Annotated in this window: 22 protein-coding genes and 2 pseudogenes; 14 read left to right on the top strand and 10 right to left on the bottom strand. The window is 59.4% G+C overall.

Going from position 1 to position 23,929, the window contains the following annotated elements:
- From KHO31_RS31995 to gor, 10 genes and pseudogenes are all read left to right on the top strand, one after another.
- Window positions 1-729: an LrgB family protein gene (locus KHO31_RS31995; RefSeq protein WP_211625115.1), complete on the top strand. Its 729-nt coding sequence runs from the start codon at window positions 1-3 to the stop codon at window positions 727-729.
- A 507-nt stretch (window positions 730-1,236) separates the two neighbouring features.
- Entirely contained in the window at window positions 1,237-2,625 is a 1,389-nt protein-coding gene (locus KHO31_RS31990; protein WP_211625112.1) for a hybrid sensor histidine kinase/response regulator, read from the top strand.
- 39 nt (window positions 2,626-2,664) lie between these two features.
- On the top strand, window positions 2,665-2,856 hold the full coding sequence (locus KHO31_RS40115; RefSeq protein ID WP_211625105.1) for a DUF2934 domain-containing protein: 192 nt from the start codon (window positions 2,665-2,667) through the stop codon (window positions 2,854-2,856).
- 494 nt (window positions 2,857-3,350) lie between these two features.
- On the top strand, window positions 3,351-3,548 hold the full coding sequence (locus KHO31_RS31980; protein WP_211625103.1) for a hypothetical protein: 198 nt from the start codon (window positions 3,351-3,353) through the stop codon (window positions 3,546-3,548).
- A gap of 193 nt (window positions 3,549-3,741) precedes the next feature.
- Window positions 3,742-4,257, top strand: a pseudogene (gene phaP, locus KHO31_RS31975) (TIGR01841 family phasin); the annotation flags it as partial.
- A gap of 184 nt (window positions 4,258-4,441) precedes the next feature.
- Complete coding sequence (locus KHO31_RS31970; RefSeq protein WP_211625099.1) at window positions 4,442-4,594, top strand: hypothetical protein; 153 nt, start codon at window positions 4,442-4,444, stop codon at window positions 4,592-4,594.
- 65 nt (window positions 4,595-4,659) lie between these two features.
- Window positions 4,660-4,941, top strand: a complete 282-nt coding sequence (locus KHO31_RS31965) for a hypothetical protein (RefSeq protein ID WP_211625097.1) — start codon at window positions 4,660-4,662, stop codon at window positions 4,939-4,941.
- Between the two features lie 125 nt (window positions 4,942-5,066).
- Window positions 5,067-5,342 (top strand): Rossmann-fold NAD(P)-binding domain-containing protein, encoded by a 276-nt coding sequence (locus KHO31_RS31960; RefSeq protein ID WP_211625095.1) that lies wholly within the window; start codon window positions 5,067-5,069, stop codon window positions 5,340-5,342.
- A gap of 31 nt (window positions 5,343-5,373) precedes the next feature.
- On the top strand, window positions 5,374-6,072 hold the full coding sequence (locus KHO31_RS31955; RefSeq protein ID WP_211625093.1) for a PDR/VanB family oxidoreductase: 699 nt from the start codon (window positions 5,374-5,376) through the stop codon (window positions 6,070-6,072).
- 34 nt (window positions 6,073-6,106) lie between these two features.
- Window positions 6,107-7,447, top strand: coding sequence for a glutathione-disulfide reductase (gor, locus tag KHO31_RS31950; RefSeq protein WP_211625091.1), 1,341 nt, complete (start codon window positions 6,107-6,109; stop codon window positions 7,445-7,447).
- A 370-nt stretch (window positions 7,448-7,817) separates the two neighbouring features.
- Here gor and KHO31_RS39570 read toward each other — a convergent pair.
- A pseudogene (locus KHO31_RS39570) lies at window positions 7,818-8,021 on the bottom strand (IS6 family transposase); the annotation flags it as partial.
- A gap of 391 nt (window positions 8,022-8,412) precedes the next feature.
- Here KHO31_RS39570 and KHO31_RS31945 point away from each other — a divergent pair.
- Window positions 8,413-8,679 (top strand): DUF1488 family protein, encoded by a 267-nt coding sequence (locus KHO31_RS31945; protein ID WP_211625184.1) that lies wholly within the window; start codon window positions 8,413-8,415, stop codon window positions 8,677-8,679.
- Between the two features lie 166 nt (window positions 8,680-8,845).
- On the opposite strand, the gene KHO31_RS31940 is transcribed toward KHO31_RS31945, so the two are convergent.
- The 8 genes from KHO31_RS31940 to KHO31_RS31905 all read right to left on the bottom strand — a co-directional run bounded on the left by KHO31_RS31940 (window position 8,846) and on the right by KHO31_RS31905 (window position 19,104).
- The gene (locus tag KHO31_RS31940) at window positions 8,846-10,330 is read right to left on the bottom strand and encodes an ISNCY family transposase (protein ID WP_211625089.1); all 1,485 of its coding nucleotides are present in this window, start codon (window positions 10,328-10,330) and stop codon (window positions 8,846-8,848) included.
- A gap of 332 nt (window positions 10,331-10,662) precedes the next feature.
- Window positions 10,663-11,049 carry a hypothetical protein gene (locus KHO31_RS31935; RefSeq protein WP_236071613.1) on the bottom strand — a complete coding sequence of 129 codons (387 nt, stop codon included), beginning with the start codon at window positions 11,047-11,049 and terminating at the stop codon, window positions 10,663-10,665.
- 212 nt (window positions 11,050-11,261) lie between these two features.
- The gene (locus KHO31_RS31930) at window positions 11,262-11,750 is read right to left on the bottom strand and encodes a hypothetical protein (RefSeq protein ID WP_088176325.1); all 489 of its coding nucleotides are present in this window, start codon (window positions 11,748-11,750) and stop codon (window positions 11,262-11,264) included.
- Between the two features lie 297 nt (window positions 11,751-12,047).
- The gene (locus KHO31_RS31925) at window positions 12,048-14,063 is read right to left on the bottom strand and encodes a hypothetical protein (protein WP_236071611.1); all 2,016 of its coding nucleotides are present in this window, start codon (window positions 14,061-14,063) and stop codon (window positions 12,048-12,050) included.
- Window positions 14,060-15,592, bottom strand: coding sequence for a tyrosine-type recombinase/integrase (locus KHO31_RS31920; RefSeq protein ID WP_211625182.1), 1,533 nt, complete (start codon window positions 15,590-15,592; stop codon window positions 14,060-14,062). Before KHO31_RS31920 ends, KHO31_RS31925 begins: the two co-directional genes overlap by 4 nt.
- Window positions 15,593-15,594: 2 nt before the next feature.
- Entirely contained in the window at window positions 15,595-16,812 is a 1,218-nt protein-coding gene (locus tag KHO31_RS31915) for a tyrosine-type recombinase/integrase (RefSeq protein ID WP_211625087.1), read from the bottom strand.
- Window positions 16,813-16,941: 129 nt separating this feature from the next.
- Window positions 16,942-17,913, bottom strand: a complete 972-nt coding sequence (locus KHO31_RS31910; protein ID WP_211625085.1) for a hypothetical protein — start codon at window positions 17,911-17,913, stop codon at window positions 16,942-16,944.
- 216 nt (window positions 17,914-18,129) lie between these two features.
- A complete protein-coding gene (locus KHO31_RS31905; RefSeq protein WP_211625083.1) occupies window positions 18,130-19,104 on the bottom strand; it encodes a helix-turn-helix domain-containing protein in 975 nt (324 codons plus the stop codon).
- Between the two features lie 93 nt (window positions 19,105-19,197).
- On the opposite strand from KHO31_RS31905, the gene KHO31_RS31900 reads away from it, so the two are divergent.
- From KHO31_RS31900 to KHO31_RS31890, 3 genes are all read left to right on the top strand, one after another.
- Window positions 19,198-20,442: a DUF1479 domain-containing protein gene (locus KHO31_RS31900; RefSeq protein WP_211625081.1), complete on the top strand. Its 1,245-nt coding sequence runs from the start codon at window positions 19,198-19,200 to the stop codon at window positions 20,440-20,442.
- A gap of 78 nt (window positions 20,443-20,520) precedes the next feature.
- On the top strand, window positions 20,521-21,768 hold the full coding sequence (locus KHO31_RS31895; protein ID WP_211625079.1) for an ABC transporter substrate-binding protein: 1,248 nt from the start codon (window positions 20,521-20,523) through the stop codon (window positions 21,766-21,768).
- Window positions 21,769-21,823: 55 nt separating this feature from the next.
- A complete protein-coding gene (locus KHO31_RS31890; RefSeq protein ID WP_211625077.1) occupies window positions 21,824-22,840 on the top strand; it encodes an aldo/keto reductase in 1,017 nt (338 codons plus the stop codon).
- 94 nt (window positions 22,841-22,934) lie between these two features.
- Here the strand turns inward: KHO31_RS31890 and KHO31_RS31885 are convergent, their stop codons facing one another.
- Window positions 22,935-23,903 (bottom strand): Gfo/Idh/MocA family protein, encoded by a 969-nt coding sequence (locus KHO31_RS31885; protein WP_211625075.1) that lies wholly within the window; start codon window positions 23,901-23,903, stop codon window positions 22,935-22,937.
- Window positions 23,904-23,929 lie beyond the last annotated feature (26 nt).

The following is a 23,929-nucleotide window of genomic DNA, read 5'->3' as shown; positions in this document are numbered from 1 at the left end:
ATGACTCACCTCGGCGCCATCTGGGTCTATCTTGCCGCGACCCCTCTGCTCGGGCTCACGCTGACTCTGTTTACCTACCTGTTCGCACAAGCGGTCTATGCGCGCGCCCACTACGACCCTGTCGCGAATCCGGTGCTGATCGCGGTCGGGTTGATCGTCGCGATTCTGGTTGTTACGCGCACGCCTTACGCAACTTATTTCCAGGGCGCACAGTTCGTTCATTTCCTCTTGGGCCCCGCGACGGTCGCGCTTGCGTTGCCGCTCTACCAGCAACTTCCGAAGCTGCGCCGGTCGACATTGCCGCTCGCCGGCGGTCTGGTTGCCGGCTCGCTGACCGCAATCGTGTCGGCTACGGCCATTGCAATGCTGTTTGGGGCGCCGCGTGCGACGGTGGCCTCGCTCGCCCCGAAATCCGCGACTACGCCGATCGCCATGGCCATCGCAGAACGACTGGGCGGACTGCCTTCGCTGACAGCCGTGCTCGTGATCTGCACCGGCGTCTTCGGGGCGGTGTCCGCGCGCACCATTCTGAATATTCTGCGGATCGAGGAACCAGAGGTTCGTGGATTTGCGCTAGGCGTAGCGTCCCACGGTATCGGTACAGCGCGGGCGTTCCAGGTCAGCGATGAAATGGGCGCATTCGCCGGACTCGGCATGGGCCTGAACGGCTTGTTCACTGCCTTCATCGTGCCGGTCCTAATTCCGATCGTATTACGTTGGTACGGTTGACCCGACCACAAACAAGCCGAACTGAAGTTTCGGAAACTGAAACTGATCGTGATCGCGGTCCGTTGTGGCCACTCCATAATTGACTGAATAAGGCATAGCGAGCCGATGTCGCGAGCCGCGCAAGGCGCTTAAAGCGAGTCGACAATGGTGCGCTGTAGTAAATCACGCTGGCCAACGCAGATCTGGGCATGGTGACGAGATTGGGGTGCCGTCAATAAACGGGTTTTTTCGTCCTACAAGGGCTCCCCGTTGAGCACAAGCTCAATCGCGGTTTTCTATGGTCGCGGTACTGCATTGCATTTCCATTGCGACGTGAGAAGGTGAAGGACTTCGGTACTACAAACGGTCATGTTGGGCTAATTACCCAGACGCTGATGAAAGACGCACGCGAGGACCTCGTTCGCTAAACGGAATTGAAATCCCCGTACGACTTTCAGGCATACCTCGCGCGGGTCCAACCCGCTTCACATCCACGATGGCAGTGCAAAGTGATCTTTTTATCTGTTCATGGTTGCTACCGTGACGCTTTCAAGATTGATCAAGGATGCGGTGCTCTGCTTACACGGCACCGTGCCCGCTGGTTCGTGGCTAAAAGCATCTCCGTATTTCAGCATCGCTCACGTGCACACGACCTGCCGGATCTTTCGCACAGGCGATCAGTCGTTGCGCGTCCTTGAGATGTTCGGCCGCTTCCAGTTTCTCGCCGACGACGTCGCCCATTGTTTCATTGGCGCACTTGCGGATATTACCGATCGCAAAAAAGCCGACGATGCATTGCGGGAAATGGATCGCCGCAAGGACGTGTTTCTGGCCACGCTCGCGCATGAGCTCCGTAACCCGCTGGCACCGATCCGCACCGGCGCCCACGTGATGAAGCATTATCAGGCCGAGCTTCCCGCGAAGGTCCAGTGGGTGCAGCAGGTCATCGAACGGCAAATCCGTCATCTTTCATCGCTGCTCGATGATCTGCTCGACGTGTCGAGAATCAGGACCGGCAAGATCAGGCTGAAAAGAAAGGTGTGCGATGTACGGGACGTTCTCACTGCGGCGCTCGAGATCAATCGTCCACTTGCTGACGCACGCCGGCACCGGTTGATATCAAGCCTTCCCCCCGAGTCCGTCTTCGTGAATGGCGATGCGACGCGGCTCACGCAGGTCGTCTCGAACCTGCTGGACAACGCCATCAAATATACGGAGGACGGCGGCGAAGTCCGCCTGGTCGGACGCCTGATGGAAGAGGTCGTGCTCATTTCAGTCGAAGACACGGGAATCGGGATTGACGCTTCCGCGTTGCCGCACGTGATCGATCTCCTGGTCCAGGCCGATCCACAGACGCGGGACTCGCAAAACGGGCTTGGCCTTGGCTTATGGGTCGCGCGATCGGTGATCGAACTGCATGGCGGTGAAATTTCGGCAACGAGTGCAGGCCCGGGCAAAGGCAGCCGGTTTACCGTGCGCCTGCCGGTTGTACCGGCACCCATTGCCAGGACTCCGGAGCCCGATGCCCTGGCAAGCCCGGCCAGCCGGCCACTGCGGATCCTGATAGTCGATGACAACCGTGACGGCGCTGACTCGCTCGCGCTGGTCCTGCGCATGCAGGAACATGAGGTCAGAACGGCCGAGGATGGCCCCAGCGGACTGCAGGCCGTGACCGTATGGACGCCTGATGTGATCATCCTGGACATCGGACTGCCAGGGATGAGCGGGTACGACGTCGCCCACGAACTCAAGGCGTTGCCGCAAACCAGGGACGCGGTACTGATCGCCTTGTCCGGGTTCGGGAGCGATGCAGATATGTCCCGCTCGACTGAAGCAGGCTTTGCACAGCATCTCATCAAACCGGTGGATGCGGACCTGCTCATCGAAATGCTGCGCGACATAGGACCTTCCCGATAGTCGCGACGATTGCATTCGTCACTAACGGAAGCTGTTGCGATGGACGATACGATCCTTGTAGAACGAATCCGTGCTCGTGCCTACGAACTCTGGCAGCAGGACGGTGGCCTTGAAGGATGCGCAGACGACAGAACTGCAAACTCTTTTTCAACGAGCGTACGGCCATGTGCCAGTGCCGATGGGACTTGCACGGGTCTGGAAATCAGCCCTAATCTGATCGTGCTTTGCTAGTCGGCCTGACGACACCTCAACTTTTATTGATTGAAGTCACGCGAAACGAGAAGCATTGATGCGCGCCGACAACATTCTGAACTCCAGGCAAACAGGAATATGCACTATTCATAAAACCTGGGAACTTTTTTCAAATACCTCTTCAGGCCGCATATTTATTCTGAAGGACCAATTCAAGGCGATAATATAAAAATATTTCCTCGCTATTTTCCCTGGTAGCTTTTTTCTGGCAGCAGTTACATAGCGCGGGCGGCCTACTAGCCACTCACCGTCGAGAAATATTTCATCTGACAAAATACGCTCTATCGAGACATACTGTTCAATACATCATATTCATCCTGTTTCGTTCTGGTTAGATTTAACATTCTATTCCCGGTTCTGGTGCAGAGCCGGAATTAAAGACCGAGATAATTGCCGAGTCCTGGACTCGCACGCGTAATCGCGGTAATTTCTGCTCACGGCAGCGTTAATTCAAAAAAATCTGAGAGACGGACATGCTAAGCGCCCATGAATTCGCCACCCTGATGCTGATCAAGGCCGCGCCGGACCAGATCGACCTTGACCGCGCAGAACTCGATACCCTGCTGGAGCGCCAGCTGGTGGCCCTCGAACAGCTCGCATCCGGATACCGGCGCCTGCTCGTCACCCACGATGGCGACGCCGTACTGCAGGCCGTCGCGCGGCGACGCTGACCAGAGCTACCTCTTCTTTCCCGCTGCACCCGCCGATGATGCGATTGCCGCATGCAATGCACATCGCCGGTCCGTTCACGCGATCACGCGGCATGACGCTGCCGCGCCCATCGATGGTGCGGAGCCCATGCCGGATTGCCCCTACAGGAGATTCATCATGCAAACCTAGGCACAGCCTGGCGCGACCGGAAAGTCTAACGTCGGAATGTTCTTTGGCCTGACCAGCATGTTCGTCGAGTGCGTCGAAAAACTGGCCGCCCTGAACATGCAGGCTGCGCGATCGGGGCTGGCCGATCTCCACGCCCTGGCACAGAAGGCGATTTCCGTCAGGGAGCCGCAGGAATGCATCGCCCTGCAAGGCAGCCTGGCTGCGCCCACCGCAGAGAAGGCGCAGGTCTGGAACCAGCAGGTGTTCGACATTGTCGCTGCCACCCAGGCCGAACTGGTGCGGTACGCGCGCGCGGCGTGGGACGCGCAGGTCAGGCAGGCAAGGACGCTGGCCGAGGACGTCGTAAAAAGCGCGCCGTCCGGCACCGGAGTCGCGCTGGATCAGGTCATCATGGCCTCCAGTGCGCTGTATGAAACGCTGCAGAAAAGCGGCGAGCAGGCGGTCGCGTTCACGCGAAGCAACCTCGAAGCGGCCGCCGCGATGGCATCGAACGCCACGAAGCGCGCGACAGAGCAGCAGAGCCGTACCGCAAAGCGTTAGCTACCGCGCCCGGCATTGCCCACAGGATAGTGGATGGCCGTTTATAAAGGACTCCTTTCCATGCCGGCAACCTGCTGACATATGACCGTCGCTCACGCGGGCTACCCAGGCCGGGTGGGAGGCTCGGTGAAGCGGCACGCATCCGACATGAACGCTGGTCTTTTCCTGCCCGAAGGAGGCGAAGATGGACGAAAGCTGGGTCACCATGATGATGGGTTCGGCGGTGCTGCTGATTGCAGCCCTCTTCGTGGCCGGCCACTACCGGCGTGAACATCGGCGCGCACAGGTGCTGCAGCGGCTGGACTACGCCCGTCACTCGCGCACGCCCCGACACTGATGGTTTGCATGGCGGGCACGAACAGTACAGGCACACAACAACAACCCGAATCTGGCTGCCGACACATGAGCACTTACGACCACGCCGCGCAGGAACTGCAGCATATCCGCGCGATGATTGCATTACTCGATCACGTACTTCAGGACAACCGTAATCGGCAGATGACGCGGGTGACGTCGCCCGACTACTGGCGCACACGCATCGAGGCGCTGCTGGCTGAGCGCCTGTCACCCGCCCTGGAGCAACAGGTCCGCGCGCTGCTGGAACGGCTGGACGCGCTGGGTGCGCAGCACGGATGCGACCGGCACGGCGCGCAATACGCACCCGGGAGGAACCGACACCGCTGAACGAACACGGGCTGGGGCTTCCTGTTCCGGAAGCTGCGCCTCATTGCAGGCAGGCGAGTGGCCGGTCGCGTGCGGCCGGCCACCGGGGGCGATAACCGATGAATCGACGATTCAGGACAGACAGCATGACAAAACGCATTGCGGTAGTCTCGGGCGGCATGGGAGAAGTCAATAGCACAAAACTGCATGACGCAGCGTATGACGTGCCCGTCACCCACTCGTCGGCCAATGCCGGCGTGACGGCATGGCTGCGCAGCATGCAAACGCAGGGAGGCAGTTTTCGTGCGTACACGGTGGATGTGGCCGATTACGACTCCCGCCGGCAGTGTGCGGAGAAAATCCGGCAGGAGATCCTCGACACGAAGATCCTACGAGATAGCCGTCTCGAGGGCTACCAATAGCCGCGGCGGATCGCTATGCGTGCATTCGGCGTTGAACGAAGGCAACGCGCTCGACATTAGTGAGCCGCGCAACAACTTTCCGCTGCAAGCTGGACACGAGACGTTTCTGTTCATCGCCGGCGGAATCGGCATTACGCCGATCCTGTCGATGATCCGCCACTGCGAACGTCGCGGCTGGCCGTGGCGCCTGCTGTATCTGGCGCGCAGCCGCGCACACGCGGCCTTCCATGACGAACTCAGCAGATTCGGCGACCGTGTACGCTTTCATTTCGATGATGAGGCAGGATGCCTGTTCGACTTCGCCGACGCTTCGTTCACGCTGGAGCCCGGCGTGCCGATCTACTGTTGTGGCCCAGCCCCTGTCATGAATGCCGTGGGAGATTTTTCGTCGAGCCATCCGGACAACCCTGCCTTCTTCGAATGGTTTTCTCCTCCTGCAGAAAGTGGCGCGCGTGAGGTGGCCGCCGGGTTCGACGTCAAGCTTCAGAGGAGTGGGCAAGTCCTGCACGTGCCCGAAGACAGAACAATCCTCGAAGTGCTCGAAGAGCACGGGTACGAGCTGCCCTGTTCGTGCCGCGAAGGAATGTGCCGCACCTGCGAAACTGGCGTCATAGACGGCCTGCCAGATCATCGGGATTACGTACTTTCGGGCAGCGAACGCGCAGCGGGCCGGACAATAATGATATGTGTGTCGAGGGCCAAAAGCCCGATGCTTGTACTCGATGTTTGACGTTACTGGAAAAAAGATACGTGGGGACATCTGAATGGAATTTGACTATGACCTGTTCGTGATCGGTGCGGGTTCCGGCGGAGTGCGGCTGAGCCGTATGGCGGCTTCGTACGGTGCCCGCGTGGCGGTCGCGGAGGACAGTCTCGTGGGTGGAACCTGCGTGATTCGCGGCTGCGTGCCGAAGAAGCTCCTTGTCTACGCATCGCACTTCCCGCACGAAGTGGAAGACGCGGCGGGCTATGGCTGGTCCTATCGACCGGGCACGTTCTCATGGGCCGCGCTGATTGCGGCAAAGAACCGGGAGATCGCCCGTCTCAACGGCGTGTATCTCTCCCTCCTTGAGAAATCAGGCGTGCAAAGGTACGACGGCCGCGCAACGGTTGCGGATGCGCACACGGTCGAAGTGGCGGGGCACCGCATCAGCGCGCGTCACATTGCAGTTGCTACCGGCGCGCGGCCTATGCTGCCGGCCATACCGGGCATTCAGCATGCCATCACATCGGATGAAGCACTTGATCTCGCGTCCCAGCCCAAACGGATCGCGGTGGTTGGTGCAGGCTACATCGCGGTCGAGTTCGCGGGCATATTCAACGGATTGGGCACGCAGGTCGACCTGTGGTGCCGCGGCCGTCAGATTCTGCGCGGGTTCGACGAAGATGTTCGCGATGCGCTGGCGAGCGCCATGACCCAACAGGGCATCGAAATCCGAACAGAAACTTCCGTCCTCGGCCTGGAGAAGTATCGGGACGGAACGATCGGACTAGTGCCTGAAGGCGGTACGCAGGGGCACTACGATGCCGTGCTCTATGCGACGGGCCGGGCGCCGAACAGTGCTCGCCTTGGGCTCGAAGAAGTGGGCGTGACGCTTGACAGAAATGGCGCGGTGGATGTTGACGAATACTCAACAACGAACATACCGTCGATTCACGCGATCGGTGACGTGACTGCGAGGCCGCAATTGACGCCGGTTGCCACGCGCGACGGCGCACTGCTGGCCGCGAGCCTGTTCGGCGACGTGCGGCGCTCAGTGGATCACGAGTACGTTCCGTCGGCCGTTTTTAGCACGCCTGAAGTCGCGACGGTTGGGCTCACCGAAGATAAGGCGCGTGAGCGGTACGGCGTCGTCGACGTCTTCAAGACTTCGTTCAAGGCATTGCGTCACACGTTATCGGGCCGCGACGAGCGCACGCTGATGAAGCTCGTCGTCGCTCGCGGCAGTCAGAGGGTGGTGGGGGCGCACATGGTCGGGCGCGATGCCGCTGAGATCCTGCAGGGTATCGCGATTGCGATGAAAGCCGGCGCGACCAAAGCACAGTTCGACGAGACGATCGGAATTCATCCGACCGCCGCTGAAGAGTTCGTCACGATGCGTTAAGTCGGTGGTTGTACGGTGCCTCGCCTTCGAAAGAGCGCGGAGCGCAGAAAGCGGTGAGTACCCACTCCGTTGTTGCACCTGCACGGATGCTCCACACCGATTGTTCGTAATGGTGACTCACGCGACGAGGTTAATCGACGCGCCCCGCTTGATGTTGAGCCGCGAACACAAGTCGTCGATGAATGGGGACGGATGCTGTGAGCGGCCAGTGAGAGCAACGTAAGATGAGGAGACATTTCCCGTTGCCTGTTGCCTGTTGCGTTCGCGAGCTGTGGCATTCCTTCGCTTTGAGGGCTGTTTTACACAGGTAGGGATGGCGTTGTCAAGTTGGCAACTGTAGGCCAACCGTGTGGCACACAAGTAGTTATCCTTACCAGATAACTGTCTCGATTGCGACAGGGACAGTCCAACCATGCCATGTGGCGAGGCGTTCTTTTAGCATGGCGCGATGACGAGCAGCGTTCATCTGATGTCTTGGGAGCGCGAAGTGTTGACGGATCGGGCCGAAGCATGAGAGAAAAGCCTGCGTGCGACGCGCATCGCGAAATCCGTACATCTGGCGTTCGCGCCTCCTAATGTAAGACTGTATTTTGTTCCCGCGAAATAAGGCATAGCAGCGGTTACGCACTCTTTCTAGGCGTTGCGTTTCAGCAACGCACGCATGTTCGGATGTCCGTTGTTTTTGCTAACGCGTTTGGCGTGTCCGCAAATTCGGCTAATGCGCTTGTAGAGCAGTGCGATAGGTGCATTCGCTTGAAGCGGCAGCAAGTGCAAGGAGGTACGCTGAACGTGGCCGCCCGCAAAAATTAATGAGCAGGTACGTCACGTGGCGATTAATAGCGGATACCTCGTGAGGTTGAATCGTTGTGTCAATGACGATCGTCCTGCTTTCAACTTCTGGTAAATTATTGCTGCGCGGCGCAGTACAAATACAAAAGCCGCCAATAATATCGTCGAGGTGCTTCATGGAAGTTCATGATCGCGTGGCCGCCGTCTCGCCGGACGGACGCGCTGTGATTTTCATGCTGTCGATTCGCGGACGCGAGATCGAAGGCGCGGTTGCTCGTGACGCACTCGAAGAATACTTCTGGCTACCGCGCGATGCGGACGCAACGCGCACACTCCGGACGTTTGAAAACGGTCGCAACCGCATCGTCGCGGTCGCCCAAAGAAAGTTACTTGCGCGGCCCGACGAACCGCTGCGGCTGACCGCGAACGACTTCCTGACCTGATAACCGACGGTTTGCGGCTGGCAACACCTATCGCGTCGACGTACATTCGATAAGCGCAGAAAAAGCACGAACGTTCTGTCAAAGCCATTTTCAGATGTCCGCTTTCTGGCTAGATAGAGATGTCCGCTTTTAAGGGGTTCAAGGTTTGCTTCTCATGGGGTAAGGATCACGCAGTGTCGAAGAGTCCGTCCTGAATGGGCAGGGCGCTTACGCCTGTTCCACTGTCCCTTGCAGACCGCTGGCCAGGTTTGCTGGATTGCTGCTTCACCTCTCTACGCTGGGCAAGATCCACGATCGCATGCTTGACATCGGCCTGAGTGAATTCGCGTTGTTTCTTCTTGCCCGGCAAACGGTTTTGGCCCTTCGTTGGCGCGCCAAGATGAGTCCGGGACGGTGCCTTGCCAATCCGGGTGTTATCGCGTTGAGCCTGCATCGCCTGCGAGACCTGAAGCACATGGCCCAGTCGCTTGTGTTCAACGACTGCGCCCTGATCGATTTCGGCCAGCCGGTCGTACTGCCTGCATGCCAGAACACGGCCGTCCACCCGGAGTTCGATACGCCCGTCCGGGTACTCCCAGACCTCGATATATCGATCAATCAGCTTCCGGTGCTCCGGCGTGTCAGCCAGCAAGTACATGACCCGGTCGTACTGCACTGTCAGCGATTTCGTCACCTTCCGCGGCTCACGCCACGTGAGCACCGTGTCAAGGTTCTCGTCAACCCGCAGCAGCCGGTGCGCGTCGAAGTCGCTCTTCGGCGGCTTCGCAAAGCGTGCGTTGAAGTCGGCAATGAAGTGCGGCACAAAGGCGTTGGCTGCCTCCTTCGTGCTGATGTCACGCAGGCGCAGCTCCTTCACGAGGCGATCCTGCAACGTGAGGTTGGCCCGCTCGACGCGCCCCTTGGCCTGACTGCTGTTCGCGCAGAACGTGTCGATGTTCAGCTCGTACATGGCGCGGCCGAAGTGCGTCACACGGTTCTCTGTCTTGCCAGTGGTCGTCTTGCGAAACACGCTGGCCTTGTCGCTGTAGAACGCGCCAGGCTTGCCGTGGCGCTCGATGTACGCGCGCGTCGCCTCGAAATAGCTGAAGGTCGACTCGCTCGCCGTGAAATGCAGCGCCATCAGCCGGCTGGTCGCGTCGTCGACGTACACCAGCAGCGTGCATTGTGGCGCCCGGTCCTCGAACCACGCGTGCTCGCTGCCATCGATCTGGATCAGCTCGCCCAGGCAAGCTCGTCGCGCACGCGGCTGGTAGATCTTCGGCGGACGTTGACGGCGCGGAACCCACAGGCAGGCATCCATCATCAGTTGTCGAATCGTTTCCTTCGACAGGCGGATGCCATGACATTCACGCAGCTTCTCGCAGGCCAGCGTCGGTCCGAAATCGGCGTAGCGCTCCCGCACAATGGCCAGGGCACGTTGGGCCAGATCGTCGTCCAGTCTCCGATTCCCGGGCATGCCGCGCTTGCGCGAGACCAGTCCAGCAGCGCCAGAATCGCGATATCGCGTCACCAGACGGCGTATTTGCCGCGTCGTCAGACCCAGACGTTCGGCTGCACGCCACGGCTTGAGCCGTCCATCCGTCACGTCCTGAATGAGCTTGAATCTGTCCAGTTCCTGCATCGTCATTGTTATCCGTTCTGTCACAGCCATCGAAGTCTCCAGCGCCGAAAAACGGCGGCTGGAGAGCATACGACGGCATCAAAAGCGGACATTTCTATGTAGCTAAAAGCGGACATTACCGTCTAGCCACTACACGTTCAATTGTTGATTCTTGGCACCTCGGGCATCGTGTTGCGAAGGTTTGTTCTTCAACTCTTCCTTTATTTATAGCGGGGAAGTTATCCACAGGCGCCGCTATTCGCTGAAGGGCTGTTGCGTCATCGAAGTGCACCGTCTGTTGCGCGGTTGGACGTGCGACTGCGCAACAACGACGGCCTGGTCGTGGCATCGCATGATCGGATGTTGTTGCGAATTCGTGCTGCCTAGGCAGGAAGGGTAGACCGCGTTCCGAGCTGCCACAGCATGTCGATGTTCTTCAGATAGGTCGCGACGTTTTCAGCAGGCGCCTGGATGATCGAATGCTGTGTGCTATCCATGCTGTTGATTTCTGCTGTCCACGGATCATCAAGTTGGGCGCATATGTCGACGACGTCCTCGCAATATTGCTGGAACGTGTCATCGTCCCAAGTCTTGACGGTTGCGGGTGCAAGCAGCACTGAGAGCACGCCTTTGCGTTCGCCGATGAATCGCACCGGTGCAAGCAGGCCAGTGAGGTACATGATCAGAATCGCATCGAGCACCCGGTCGTCGTGATCTTCGTCCCAGATAATTGCGAAGTCGAGGAACCTGCCGTACTGAATCTGGTTCATCAGGTCGTCGTGCCACGTCGGTACGCGTAAAACAGAATAATGCGTACCTCGCCCGAGGTATCCGACGGGGCCGGGCTCATCGTGCAATCTCTGGAAGCAGGGTGGGTAAGACATTTCGTGCTCCTTTCGGGAGAGAGGCGGCTTCCGCCGCCGAACCGCAGCCATTTCGTGGCTGTAGCGATCATGCAAACACTATCACGCCACGCAGACAGTCAACGCCGCCTTCTATCTCCACGGCGCTTCGGGCTTTCTTCCGGCATTGGAGATATGGCCGCCTCCGGTATCGCGCCAAGCTTCGCAAGCTTGTCGCGCGCGTCGCGATACTGTGCATAGAATCTGACCCATTTGCTGAAGCCGCCCAGTTCGCCGACCGCGCGCAACATTGCAAGGTGGGAAGCCGTCAGCAGTTGCACAGTGGCTTCGAGTTCTGCAATCCGGATGTCCTTGTCGGTGAGCGACGCTGCGGTGTCGGCGCCAGACCGTTTGCCAACGCGGCCGCGCCAGCGGCGGTATGCGGCCTGCCGCTGTCGATATTCAGCGAGCAACGTGCTCCGCGCTTCGCTGCGCGTAATTGACGATGCTGCGTTGATGGACGGATGCAGCCGCGCGACAGCGCGAGCTGTAATGTCTTCATCATCGGCGAGCAACGCTTCGAGAATCTCGCGCATTGCGTCGTTGCCGGACCCGTTCGGTTCAGTCATCAAGTACTCCACGTTGCCGCGGCAGTGACAGGTCAACGCCGTCAGGGAAGGGACGTTTGCCCGATGGTGTTGCAAGAAGCTTCTGGACACCGGCAAGCCGTTTTTCCGCGTGATCAAGCTGGTTCTTCCAGCCAATGCTGGTCGATGGCCTGGCCTTGATCGTTTCCAGCGCGAGCTTGAACTTGCCCTCGAGCTGGATCAGGTTCTGCCGGTTCTCCGGCAGATCGGTCGCCGAGAGGTGGCGGCAATCCGCGAAGCATTCGAGGTGTCTGGGGCAGGGGTCAACCGTGAACGAATTCAGGCAGTGCCCGTACGGCGTGGCATGGAAGCCGTCCGCTTCGGCGCGCAGGTAATCGTACGCGGCGGCGTCGCCCTCCGTTGCCTGAATGCGCCGGAACGCATCAACAATCGGGCCGTTGGCCTTGCCGCCCTTGATGAGCCGGGCAACCGTGCTGGCCTTCTCGCCGAGCATGACCTCGATGTCCTGCGGAATTTCGATCTGGTCGAGGTCTTCTGCAAGACTGCGATGGTCGTGTAGCTCTGTGCGACGCTGCGCCGGTTGAAGCGCTTCGAGATGATCGTATCGGCCACGCCCAGGCGGAACAGTTCGGTGTTTTGCAGATGACGCAGCATGTGTGGCTCTATTTTCAAAGCCCTGTCTTCGGCGGTCTCTCCATACTTCTCGAACAACGACGGCACTGCCTTGTCGTAGCCAAGCCCGATGCCAATAAAGCGTGGATCCGGGCGGCTCACTGCCATGAAACGCGTAACGTCGCAGAGCCCGTCGTTCCGTTCTTCAGCAAGCGAGCGCTTCGGCTGAACGAACAGGAATTCCCACGGTTGCAAGGCCCCGACTGCAAGTGGCAGCGGCGTTGTATCTGAGACCTTCGTCGGTGTCGTGGAGCGGATATGTTCCTCGAGCTCGTCGATGCGAAGGTAGGTGTGATGCCAGCCCATGCGCTCACGGACTCCGATGACCAGGCCATCAGCACGTCGGAAGCGCAATGCGATTTGCCCCTCGCGCATCCTGTCGAGCAGGCGTTTTCCGAACTGATATACCGCCATATCCAGCGCGACCGGACCATTCCGGGGTCTTTCTGCCTGATATCGCTGCAGGTCGATCAGCACATCAGGATCGAAGCTTTTCCGATAACGTTCGATGAACGGCTCGCGCTCGATGTCCAGCCAGAACGGGTTGCCCATCAGCCGCACATACGCTTCCGTGAACGGCACGAGGTCATCGGCCCGATACCAGGGCAGTAGCCGACCGGTCTCGCACTGCAACTTTAGCGTCGCGCGCAGCGGCTCCGTTAGCTTCGCGACGTGATCGAGCGTGTCGGTAAGCAATTGCCGGAACATGTCTGGCACAGGCTGGGCATTCTCGAACAGAACACGGCTATCCGACTCCTCGATCTGTTGCTTTTCGGCGAGGTGGCGAATCATGAGCGACGTTGAGATGCCACCGGATTCACTGGCAGGGCGCCCCTTCAAGTCGACGTAAGTTCGCTCACGCTGCCAATCAACCGGTAGCAGCGCGGCTTCACCTATACGAAGCCCCGTCACGATCATTGTCCGTATCGCGGCGAACCGCAGATCGTCCATGAACGTGCGCGGCTTTTCGGTCATCACGATGCGGGTCAGCTCCCAGAACGCCCGGCGCTCCGGCAACCGCTCCTCACGCTTGCGCGCCTCGAGGTCGGTGCGCAACTCCTCCTGCGACCAGGTATGCTTCGCCCTGATCGCACTTTTCATTTTCATGCGGGGAACCGCGAGCGACGAGTACAACTGACCAGCGTCGCAGAGATGCTGGCCGTCGAACACTATCTTGATGATGCCGGCCACCAGGTCTCCCAGCTTCCCTGTGGCCTGGATCTCCTTTCCGACGCGGATCGCCAGACGCAGATCGTCGACGGTCAGTTGCCATGGCTCCCTGTCCACGCATGTAGCGATTACACGCAGCGGACGTGCGATGGACTGCGAGACATACCCGGTGGTGTTCCGTTTGAACAGCAACTGTTCGGCGACTGCTGCCTTGACCAGGTCCTGCCATGAGGGAGACAGTGGTTGGCGTGCCAGTGGCGTCAGGTCGCGCTCGGCGCGCTCTGCGTTGATGATCGCCAGCGTCTTCGCATCAGCGCCAAGGTCTCGCAGATAATGCGTCGGTGGCGGCACGTCATTGGCAATAGCGGTCAGGTTCCAGCCGACACCGTCGCGTGCGACGCCTGTTTCATCGAGAGGCACGTCCCACGACAGGCCTTTCTCACGGGCTAGCGTTTTGCCTAGCTCGATGAACGCGCAGTAGTGTGGGTTCATCGGTCGTTGTCTTCCAGTTCTTCGATGACCGTCTGTATCTCGGCGATCGTGCGTTGCAGTTGAAGGTAGGCCGGCGATCTGGTGTCGCCACGGGAACTCTGGTCGAAGAACACAACCACTTCACGCATGGCGGCCAGCACCTGCTCATGCATCGACCTGTCGTGCAACGGCATGAACTTCCTGCATCCGTAGCACGACGTGACCGGGTTATAGGGGCAGGCCGGCTGTCCCGAAGAGCATCCGCCGATACCTGCAATCGGAATGCCGTGAGGCACACCAGCAATCTGTTGTTCACCTTTAAGAATGGTGAGCTCTTCCGGGAGGATGAACCGGTCGTGCGCAATTTTCGCCACGCGCCGGTATATGTCCGACGCGCCGAGCGCCCGGTTGACCCGTTCCGCGTGGGTGGCCGATGTCTCGTAATACACGAGTCCGGTCTGCACATGCGAATGGCCCATGAATTCGGCGAGTTCTTCGTGGCTTGCGCCGGCGTCAACGAGCCGCTGCGCAGCGGTATGACGAAGGTCCATGGCGCGAGCATCGTCGCCGATCAGACGTTCCAAACGGCGAGCGATGCGGGATCCGGCTTCATGATTCGAACTGACGCCGAAGACACGATCATTAGCATTGCGGCCCTGAGAGTCTGCATATGCAACCAACGCAATGAACAGCACCCCCCATTCCTGCTTCACACGACGGACCATCGGCCTCTTTCGAAGCTTTCCCTGTTGTTTGACCATCAGGAACGTGAGATGCACGGTCGGTTCGGTGTCGGGTTCCGGTTTCCAGATTCGTATGTCACGCATCGTCAGCATCGCGACCTGAATCGGACGCATTGCAAACTGATAGGAACAGAGCACCATCGCCGCGTCGCAGAGCGCCTCATACGCGAGCCTTGACCAGCCACTTGCCCTTACGAGGTCAGACGTTTCATCCAGATAGCGAACAATCGCGGCTTCCTCGTCGGCGGACAGGAACACATCGCCTGATCGCACACGGGCGTACTTGTCTGTTGCGGGGCCGGGCAGGGAAGTACTGACATAGGTCAGGTAGGACTCGGACCATCCACATAGTCGATGCCGGCACAGGAGACGCAGCACGGCCTTAACGAAGCGATAGGCGTGAACTGGGAGCTGACGGGCGCGCAGTGCCAACCATATCGCTGAGATGCCTGTCGGTCCGGCTTCGACGATGTGTTCGACGTCATGCACATCAAGATGCATTGCTGCGTTCAGAACATTGAAGCAGGTCGAGATATGCAGATCTTCGCCCAGCAGGAAGACCAGCAGGTGCTTCTGGAGAGCACTGTATGGCGGAGGGTAGCGGCTAAAGTCAAGCCGGAACAGTCGACCGTTGATGTGAAGCCCCAAGGCATCGCCTTGGCGAACTTCAGACAAGGAGCGGAGTTTGTCGTCGAAGTCGTCGTAGTAACGCACAACGGGCGGCAGTTGCGGCAACGAACTCAGCATGTGTTCGAGCGTCGATGGTTCGATTCGGGGGCGGATCTGGGCCGATGGAGCTTTCGGCATGTTCAACGGCCCTTCGGAAGCGAGCGCAACACGGCCACACGATCATCGAATTCGTCGCTCCATACGCTCGCGAGCCTGTTTTCGAAGACAGCCCGGGCATAGCGCGATGGCATGTCAGATCTTTTCGACCAGCCGAAGAATGTGCGCATCTTCTGTAGCGCTTCGGCCATCGCGTCGCCGCGCTCCAGTAACTGGTGAAGCCTCAACACGGCGCAGGTGTGGCGGAGATCGTGGCACGTCACAGTCCTTTTCCCGGTGCGATCGTAAAGTTCCTGCCGTATCTCGGAGGGCAGCGCTTTCGATATCAATGTAAAGATCTTTGTCAGCGACTCGGTGGACAGAGGGCCGCCAGTCTGTGCATTCAGCATGAACGAATGGGAAGGCCGGCCCCGATAATTTTCGCAATAGACCTGCACGAGGCGGGCAGTCGCGTCGGTGACAGGAATCTGCCTGATCGAATGAATGGTCTTGATGCTGGGTTTCGAGTAGCGGCTATCGCCGTCCGCTTCTTCATATCCATTCTGTCGGACGTTCAGCCAGTACCGTGTCTGATCAAGCTTGCGGTCATGGCTGCTCTTGATGGCATCCGCGGTCAGCAGCAACAGTTCGCCTCGCCGTAGTCCCTGATGGAGCATCAACACGAACGCGATGAAGACCCGCCAGCGCGTATGAGAACGTCGGAACGGATTGGTATCCGATTCCGGATCCAGTATCTGATAGAGGCTTTCGACCACGCTGGCAGGCAGCGATCGAAGAGTCTCAGTACGGCCGCCTTGCCGTATGTGCAACTGGCGGTAAAGCGTCGACAGCCGATGGATCCGCGCTTCAATCTGCTGCATGTTCGCGTCGTCAGACTTCGAAAGCCACGTGACCATTGACGTCACGAAACCCAGTCCGGTCCGCCACCGGTCCTCGTTGCTGCTGCCTGCGACAGGCTGGTTGCGCAAACTCACGAACCACGACTCGAGAATGTCGGCAAGCCGCGCTTCATCAAGACCGGCTAGCGCGTCATCGAGCGCATTTGCCTTGAACGATCGATCCGCGTGTTCGTACAGATTCTCGATGTACCGCAGTCGCATCGTCTGCGTCGACGTAGCCCACTGTGACGCAGCGATGACCAGCCAGACCGCGGCCCAGTATCGAGGAACATGATTGCTGTCGACCAGCAGAACGCCTTGGAGTGCTCGCGGCACCACGACGGCACCGATCTGAACGAACATGGAAATCCCCGCAACAGAATGCGCTCGCAAAACCTACCATATGCGCATGTCACGATTGCGGTATGTAACGTCGTGAGACCGTGCGCTGAGCAACGGCCCAGAACATACCAAAAGTGTTGCTAATTTCTTTTATGGAAAGTCCGGGATCAATCGGCGGGCAATGACTCTCCGCCTTTTTAGCAGCAAGGTGTGGCTGTGTTTCGACGGCGGCAAAAGGGCAGCCTCACCGGTGCGATTCAGGGGAGAATCTGAAGGGCAACGGTTCATCGCGATGTGGAACCAGTCGAGGATCCGGCCGCGAGCCAGCTGACTGCCCTCGACGGCCTTTGCAAATTCACCGGCCTCGTCGCTGATCACGGTCACGCGTTCATCGCTCGCCACACCGTTCCGGCTGAGGAACTGATCGAGTCGCGCTGCAGCCGAGGTGACTTCCCTGTACACATACGCATACAGTTTTGAAGGACCATCGGTGAACTTCGCCCGCCCGGCGACGATGTTCACGTGGCGGCCAGGGCCTCTCTCGGAGTCGCAATGCCGCAGCCACGCCGAGTCGACGCTCACGGCAGCGACATGGCTGGATTCGCGAACCTGTACGTCTGCAGCGGCCTGGAGCAACTTCGAGACGTCACGCTTGATGTCAGCGTCGAGCTGTTTTCCAGGAGTGTGAATCCGATCCCGGGTGCCGCTGAACGAAATGCCCTTGTCCAGCGGCAGCACTTCCTTGAGCATGGCCGTGGCCTGCCGGTATGGCAGATGGGCTGCCCACTTCGCCTGGAGGTATTCCAGCTCCGGCGTGACGCGCCCGGTTAGGGCTTTGGACAAGGGATGCACCACGCGCCGCGGCGTCCGCGCAGTCCGCTGGCAAGCACACAACCACAGCCGCGGACTCTTCACCGTCACTTTGCCGTACACGGTGCATAGCACGGTCGAGCGACTGTCCTTGTGGCTCAAGGCCGGGCCGCAGCGCCGACAATCGGTCTGGCCCGAGAGCCACCACTCCACCTGTTTCGAAACCAGCTCGGCCTGCATCTTTGCCAGCAGCGACCGCCCTTCCGCAAGAGTCACGCCCAGTTGGGCGAAAACTGCAGCCTCGGCGCTCAACCACCGCCAGAACTCCGTCACCGTCCCTGACCGTGTCGCTGTCCCCTTCGGCCAACCTTGCTTCGATGATCAACCGCATGGTTCGCTCCCACCATTGCGATACCGATCAGCGTACTCCACACGAAGCCGGTGCCGCGCCCGGATGCTCGAGCAGCCCTCCCTGGAAGACTCCCCAACTTTTGCTCGCTCTCTCATTTCACGTCAGCACATGCGCGACTAATGAGCGCTCGCTTCGCCATTTTTCTCGCCAGATGATTTCCGCTTTCTTTGAAGAGAAGGGGGCCGTTCGGTTAAGCGGGCCGCTGCGTCCTGATCCGGCGAACCCGCAGCCGCGAACTGCCGCCGATATTCAGCCGGCGTCGCTTGCTTGGCGGCCTTGAACTGCCGATTGAAATTGGCGACATTCGCGAAGCCCGAACGGGCAGCGATGACGGCAACAGGCAGAGAGGTGTCGGCCAGCATCCGGCACGCGTGCCCGATTCGAACGCGGGCGATATACCGTCCCACGCTCTCACCGATATGTTGAACGAAGTAACGTGTAAGCGTGCGTTCCGACAGGCTGGCCGCCGCACAGAGTTCTGATAGCCGCAGCGGTTCGGCAAAGCGCGCGTCGATCATCGAAAGGACACGGTTGATCTGCTCGGGCTCGTGGCCGGATGGGCCCATGGTAGCCTGATTGAAGGCACTCGGCGAGGCAAGCGGCTGGCCTGGTGCATCGGCGAGCGTGCACAGAATATCGAGCGCGGCACCCAGACGCTCGCGCGCCACTTTCGATAGCAATTGCTCCAGGCGGCCACGCATCCATTTACCCGCAGGCCGCTCGAAGGCCAGGCCACACGCGGCTCTGCGCAACAGTTTGCGCAGCGGTTCATATTCGAGGCAACAATCCGCCATACGCCGCGCCCAATCACCGTCGAACCAGATAACGATGGCGACCTGCGGCGCGGATGGCTCGATCGAACGATTCGACGCCCACGTATGCGGCAAATCCGGCGGCACGAGGACAAGATCCTCGGCTTCATAGTCGTTGACTGAGTCGCCGATGTAGCGCTTGCCATGACTGTTCATCGTCAGCGTTAACTCGTACTCCGGATGGTGATGCCATTCGAACGGAATACGCGGAAGTCGCCGATGGTAAACCCGGACCGAACAGTCCTTGCCAAACTCGACGTGCTCATAGGCTGGTTTCATGGCCGAAAGCGCAAATTAATCGACTGAATAGTATCACTATGGCACGTATGCGCATCATATGCTAGCGCATACGAATTTCATACGGAGACAATCATGGCACTGAAAATCGACGACTTGCCGAGCGCAATCCGGCAGGCAAAAAAGGCGTTGCGCGCGGCGTTGCCGAATTACCGGGAGGTCTTCGCCGAAGTGGAAGAAGCGCTCATTGCCGAAGCAAAGCGAATCGCGGCTCAGCGGGATCGTGGCGAAGACGTCATTCCCGAGATTCGGTTTTCCGACATTGCCGAACAACGTGTCACGGCGGATCAGATTGCACTCGTCAAGGCGCGCGGCGCATGCGTGATTCGTCAGGTCTTTCCTCGCGCACTCGTGCAAGGCTGGGATCAGGATATCGCCAACTATGTCGAGACCAATAACCTCGACAAACGCCTCGAAAACCGCGCCGAAGACAAATACTTTGGCCACTTGGCGTCCAGCAAGCCGCAAATCTATGGCGTGTACTGGTCGAAGCCACAAGTGCTGGCCCGTCAGTCGGAATCGCTGACCGCGGCGCGCGTGTTCCTGAACAAACTGTGGCGCAATGAGAGCGACGGACGGGTTCACTTCGATCCGGAAAATGTGCCTGTCTATGCGGACCGTCTGCGTCGCCGGCCACCGGGCTCGGCGTCGCTCGGCTTGTCGGCGCATTGCGACGGCGGGTCGGTTGAGCGCTGGATTGAAAGCAATTTTCGCAAGGTGTACCGCCGCGTGTTCGCCGGGAACTGGCGTGATTACGATGCGTTCGACGCGGCTTTCCGGCCTGACGTGGAAGAGATCGCGTCGCCAGCCGTCTGTTCGATGTTCCGCACATTTCAGGGCTGGACAGCATTGACGCCGCAAGGTCCGGGCGACGGCACGCTGCAACTCGTACCCATTGCGAATTCGATGGTGTACATCCTGCTGCGCGCGCTCCAGGACGATGTCGCCGAGGACGACCTATGCGGGGCCATGCCCGGACGGGCGCTCTCGATCAAGCCGGAATTTCATGCGCCCTTGTTCGAGGCGTTGTCGTCGATTCCCAAAATGGAAACGGGTGACACCGTATTCTGGCACAGCGACGTCATCCATGCGGTCGAAGACGAGCATAAAGGGGTGGGTTACAGCAATGTGATGTATATCGCCTCGGCGCCCGCGTGCGCCAAAAACGACGCTTACCTGAAGCGTCAGTTGCCGAGCTTCCTGAAGGGTGAGAGCCCGCCTGATTTCCCGACTGACCATTTTGAAGTCGATTTCACCGGCCGCGCGACGGCCGACGACCTGACACCGCTTGGCAAAGCACAACTCGGGTTTGATCTGTAGTTGAAATGGGCACGCACGCGCGGTCGCTCTGATTGCGAATGCGTTCCTCCATCCATAACGAAAAATTCGGAGACTGCAATGAAACGATCACTGACATCGGTTGCGACGGCTGTCGCGCTGCTCATGGCGGGAACGCATGCGGCACTTGCCGCCGAACAGCTTTCGGTACTGCACTGGTGGACGTCCGGCGGCGAATCGAAAGCGATCCGGGTGCTCAAGGATGATATGAGCAAACAGGGCTACGAGTGGAAAGACTTCGCTATCGCAGGAGGCGCGGGCGCGGCGGCCATGACAGCGCTGAAGACGCAGGTCATCTCGGGCAACGGGCCATCCGCAGCGCAGATCAAGGGTCCGCTGATTCAGGATTGGGCGGAGCAGGGCTCGCTGGTCACGATCGATCAGGCCGCGACCGATTGGAAAATGCATACGCCCGCCCAAATAGACAGTGCCATGAAGGCAGGCGGTCACTATGTGGCCGCACCTTTCTCGGTGCATCGAATCAACTGGTTATGGATCAACAAAGCGGACCTCGACAAAGTCGGCGGGACGCCGCCCACGACGTGGCCGGAATTCCTCGCACTCGCCGACAAGTTTCGTGCAGCGGGCATCACGCCGGTCGCGCACGGTGGTCAGCCCTGGCAGGACATGACTATCTGGGAGACAGTCGTGCTCTCCCAGGGCGCGGACTTCTACCGGAAAGCCCTCGTCGATCTCGATCAGAAAACGCTGACCTCGCCACAGATGGTGCAAGTGTTCGAGACCGTCCAGAAGATCCGGACTTACTTCGATAAGGGCTATCACGGCCGCGACTGGAACCTCGCGACCGCGATGGTGATTTCCGGCTCGGGCGGCATGCAGTTCATGGGAGACTGGGCGAAAGGGGAATTCGCCAACGCGAACAAGAAGGCAGATGTCGACTATATCTGCGCGGCTGCTCCTGGAACATCGAACGCTTATACGTACACAGCGGATGCATTCGTGTTCTTCCAGCAGAACGGCAAAAAGGACGCGACTCCAGGGCAGCTTGCGCTTGCCAAAACGATTATGTCCGTTGATTTCCAGCAGCAGTTCAGTCTCTACAAGGGTTCAATACCGGTTCGGCTCGACGTGCCCATGGACAAGTTCGATAGCTGCGCCAGGAAATCCCGCGCAGACGAGCAGGCCACGATCAAATCGGGTGGGTTCCTGCCGTCGTTGGCCTTCGGCGAACTTCAGTCCTCGGTCACCGCTGGCGCGATCACCGACGTCGTTACGAACTTCATGAACTCGAACGAGGATGCAAAAGAGGGCGCGCGCAAGCTTGCCGCTGCCGCGAAGGTCAAGTAAGAGCTGCGTGTTAGCTCATTGTGAAACGCAGCTTTACTCATGAAAGGGGACAAGTATGGATCCGGTAGCAAAGCGTAGATGGCCGCGCTCAGGGCTCGAGACAACCTTGATGGGCTTCGGCGCCGCGCCGATCGGCAACATCTTCAGGTCGATCAGCGAGGAAGATTCGGCTGCGTTGATCAAGGCAGCGTGGGACGCGGGCGTACGCTACTTCGATACCGCCCCGATGTATGGCCATGGGTTGAGCGAGGCGCGTTGCGGGCAGGGGTTGCGCTGGTATCCGCGTGACCAGTACGTGCTGTCGACCAAAGTCGGGCGCATTCTGAAGCCGCACAAGCGCGCCGAGATCAACTTCGAGCCGTGGGTCGACGGGCTGCCGTTCGAACCTGTTTTCGACTACAGCTACGACGGCACAATGCGCTCGATCGAGGACAGTCTGCAGCGTCTGGCGCTGGAGCACATCGATATCGCGCTGATTCACGACATCGACGTCTTTACGCACGGAGAGCGCCAGCCTGAGATGTTCAAGGCCGCGATGGCGGGTGCGTCGAAAGCACTGCTGAAACTCCGGGACGAAGGGGTCGTGAAAGCGGTGGGGCTCGGCGTCAACGAGTGGCAGGTCGCGCACGAAGCGATTCGCCAGCAGGATTTCGACTGCCTGCTGCTGGCCGGCCGCTACACGCTGCTCGAGCAGGACGCGCTGGACGGCTTTCTGCCGATGTGTGAAGAGAAGCACGTGTCAGTGATTCTCGGTGGCGGCTACAACAGCGGCATTCTCGCGACGGGTGCCGTGCCCGGTGCGAAGTACAACTATTCGCTCGCGCCGGAGCCGATCCTTGAGCGCGTACGCCAGATCGAGCAGGTATGTCGGGAATTCTCGGTGCCGCTCAAAGCCGCAGCACTGCAATTCGTCCTCGGCCACCCTGCGATCCCGACCAACATTCCGGGCGTACGTACGGTTGCGCAACTGGAAGACAACCTGCAGACCTTCCGGGTCGACATTCCACCGGCGTTCTGGACCGAACTGAAGCGCCGCGAGTTGATCCGCCAGGATGCGCCGACGCCTCAATAGCGTTTGCCGGCAGGCTACGCCTGGCGGTAGCGAATGCTGCCAGCGCGTCGTTCGCGATTACCCGTCGCGTCGCAATGTCTCGGTTACGCGCTGCTCAAGAAAGTATCTGATCGATGACCCACTGATTACCGAGTGAGTTTTCAAGCGTGAAAGCCAGGTTCGCGTTTTGTCCGAGCACTGTTCTCGCAAAGTCTTCGACCATCAACTGATATTGGTCTACGTCACCGAACTCAATGGTGCGTGTTTGACCTGTTTCATCGGACCGATGGCGAATTTGCGCCGGGCCATAGGTGCCCGGATTGAACGGTGCATCAACGCGTAACCAGCCTTTGGTTCCATGAAAGATCATGTGCTGCCGGCGCGACAGTTGCGTGCCGCAGTAGAACGTCATCGAGAATTCGGGGAACTCGGCGGTGCATCGCGCGAACCGGTCGGTGCCGAAGCGGGGATCGAGCAAGACCTCTGCATGGACGCGAGCCGGTTCAAGTCCTGTCGCGAGCCGCGTGGTCACGACCGGGTAGACGCCGATGTCGCGAACCCCGCCGCCACCGAGTGAAAGATTATTCTTGAGTGCATTGGGATCGTCGTTGAAGTAAGTGAACGACCCTTCGATCAGCGTGAGTTCGCCGAGCATTCCCTGAGCGAGGCTGTCGCGAACAAAGGCCCATTGTGGGTGATGCGCCACCATGAATGCTTCGCCGCATACAAGCCCTGTCCTATCGCGCAAGGCGATCAACTCGAGCACCTCGTCGGCATTCATTGCAATCGGCTTCTCGCACAGCACGTGCTTGCCACCGAGCAAGGCTTTCTTGCACCATTCGACGTGGCTGGCCGTTGGCAGCGGGATATAGATCGCGTCTACGTCGTTGCTTTCGATCACCACGTCATAGCTTGTCAATACATGGTCGATGCCATGCTTAGTCGAGAAAGACTGTGCGCGGTCGCGGTCGCGGCTGGCGACGGTGGTCACCCGTCCGTTGGACGAGCGTTGGATAGCCGGCACGACAAAGTTGTCGGCAATCTTTGCGGCGCCCAGTACACCCCAGCGAATCTTTTCAGTCATTTTTGTCTCCGTGTGTTCGTGTCGTT

It is taken from the genome of Paraburkholderia domus (assembly GCF_905220705.1).
In the GTDB taxonomy this organism is placed as follows: domain Bacteria; phylum Pseudomonadota; class Gammaproteobacteria; order Burkholderiales; family Burkholderiaceae; genus Paraburkholderia; species Paraburkholderia domus.
Note: the sequence above shows the minus strand (reverse complement) of the source record. Positions and strands in the feature narration are given on the sequence as shown.

What these genes read in the sequence shown, in the direction of transcription:
- KHO31_RS31990 (WP_211625112.1), top strand. Translation starts at nt 1,237, where the DNA reads ATGGTTGCTACCGTGACGCTTTCAAGATTGATCAAGGATGCGGTGCTC.
- KHO31_RS31905 (WP_211625083.1), bottom strand. Translation starts at nt 19,104, where the DNA reads ATGAAACCAGCCTATGAGCACGTCGAGTTTGGCAAGGACTGTTCGGTC.
- KHO31_RS31915 (WP_211625087.1), bottom strand. Translation starts at nt 16,812, where the DNA reads ATGTTCGTTCAGATCGGTGCCGTCGTGGTGCCGCGAGCACTCCAAGGC.
- KHO31_RS31895 (WP_211625079.1), top strand. Translation starts at nt 20,521, where the DNA reads ATGAAACGATCACTGACATCGGTTGCGACGGCTGTCGCGCTGCTCATG.
- KHO31_RS31890 (WP_211625077.1), top strand. Translation starts at nt 21,824, where the DNA reads ATGGATCCGGTAGCAAAGCGTAGATGGCCGCGCTCAGGGCTCGAGACA.
- KHO31_RS31960 (WP_211625095.1), top strand. Translation starts at nt 5,067, where the DNA reads ATGACAAAACGCATTGCGGTAGTCTCGGGCGGCATGGGAGAAGTCAAT.
- KHO31_RS31900 (WP_211625081.1), top strand. Translation starts at nt 19,198, where the DNA reads ATGGCACTGAAAATCGACGACTTGCCGAGCGCAATCCGGCAGGCAAAA.
- KHO31_RS31920 (WP_211625182.1), bottom strand. Translation starts at nt 15,592, where the DNA reads ATGCCGAAAGCTCCATCGGCCCAGATCCGCCCCCGAATCGAACCATCG.
- KHO31_RS31885 (WP_211625075.1), bottom strand. Translation starts at nt 23,903, where the DNA reads ATGACTGAAAAGATTCGCTGGGGTGTACTGGGCGCCGCAAAGATTGCC.
- KHO31_RS40115 (WP_211625105.1), top strand. Translation starts at nt 2,665, where the DNA reads ATGGACGATACGATCCTTGTAGAACGAATCCGTGCTCGTGCCTACGAA.
- KHO31_RS31935 (WP_236071613.1), bottom strand. Translation starts at nt 11,049, where the DNA reads ATGAACCAGATTCAGTACGGCAGGTTCCTCGACTTCGCAATTATCTGG.
- KHO31_RS31925 (WP_236071611.1), bottom strand. Translation starts at nt 14,063, where the DNA reads ATGAACCCACACTACTGCGCGTTCATCGAGCTAGGCAAAACGCTAGCC.
- KHO31_RS31945 (WP_211625184.1), top strand. Translation starts at nt 8,413, where the DNA reads ATGGAAGTTCATGATCGCGTGGCCGCCGTCTCGCCGGACGGACGCGCT.
- KHO31_RS31995 (WP_211625115.1), top strand. Translation starts at nt 1, where the DNA reads ATGACTCACCTCGGCGCCATCTGGGTCTATCTTGCCGCGACCCCTCTG.
- KHO31_RS31930 (WP_088176325.1), bottom strand. Translation starts at nt 11,750, where the DNA reads ATGACTGAACCGAACGGGTCCGGCAACGACGCAATGCGCGAGATTCTC.
- gor (WP_211625091.1), top strand. Translation starts at nt 6,107, where the DNA reads ATGGAATTTGACTATGACCTGTTCGTGATCGGTGCGGGTTCCGGCGGA.
- KHO31_RS31970 (WP_211625099.1), top strand. Translation starts at nt 4,442, where the DNA reads ATGGACGAAAGCTGGGTCACCATGATGATGGGTTCGGCGGTGCTGCTG.
- KHO31_RS31940 (WP_211625089.1), bottom strand. Translation starts at nt 10,330, where the DNA reads ATGGCTGTGACAGAACGGATAACAATGACGATGCAGGAACTGGACAGA.
- KHO31_RS31980 (WP_211625103.1), top strand. Translation starts at nt 3,351, where the DNA reads ATGCTAAGCGCCCATGAATTCGCCACCCTGATGCTGATCAAGGCCGCG.
- KHO31_RS31965 (WP_211625097.1), top strand. Translation starts at nt 4,660, where the DNA reads ATGAGCACTTACGACCACGCCGCGCAGGAACTGCAGCATATCCGCGCG.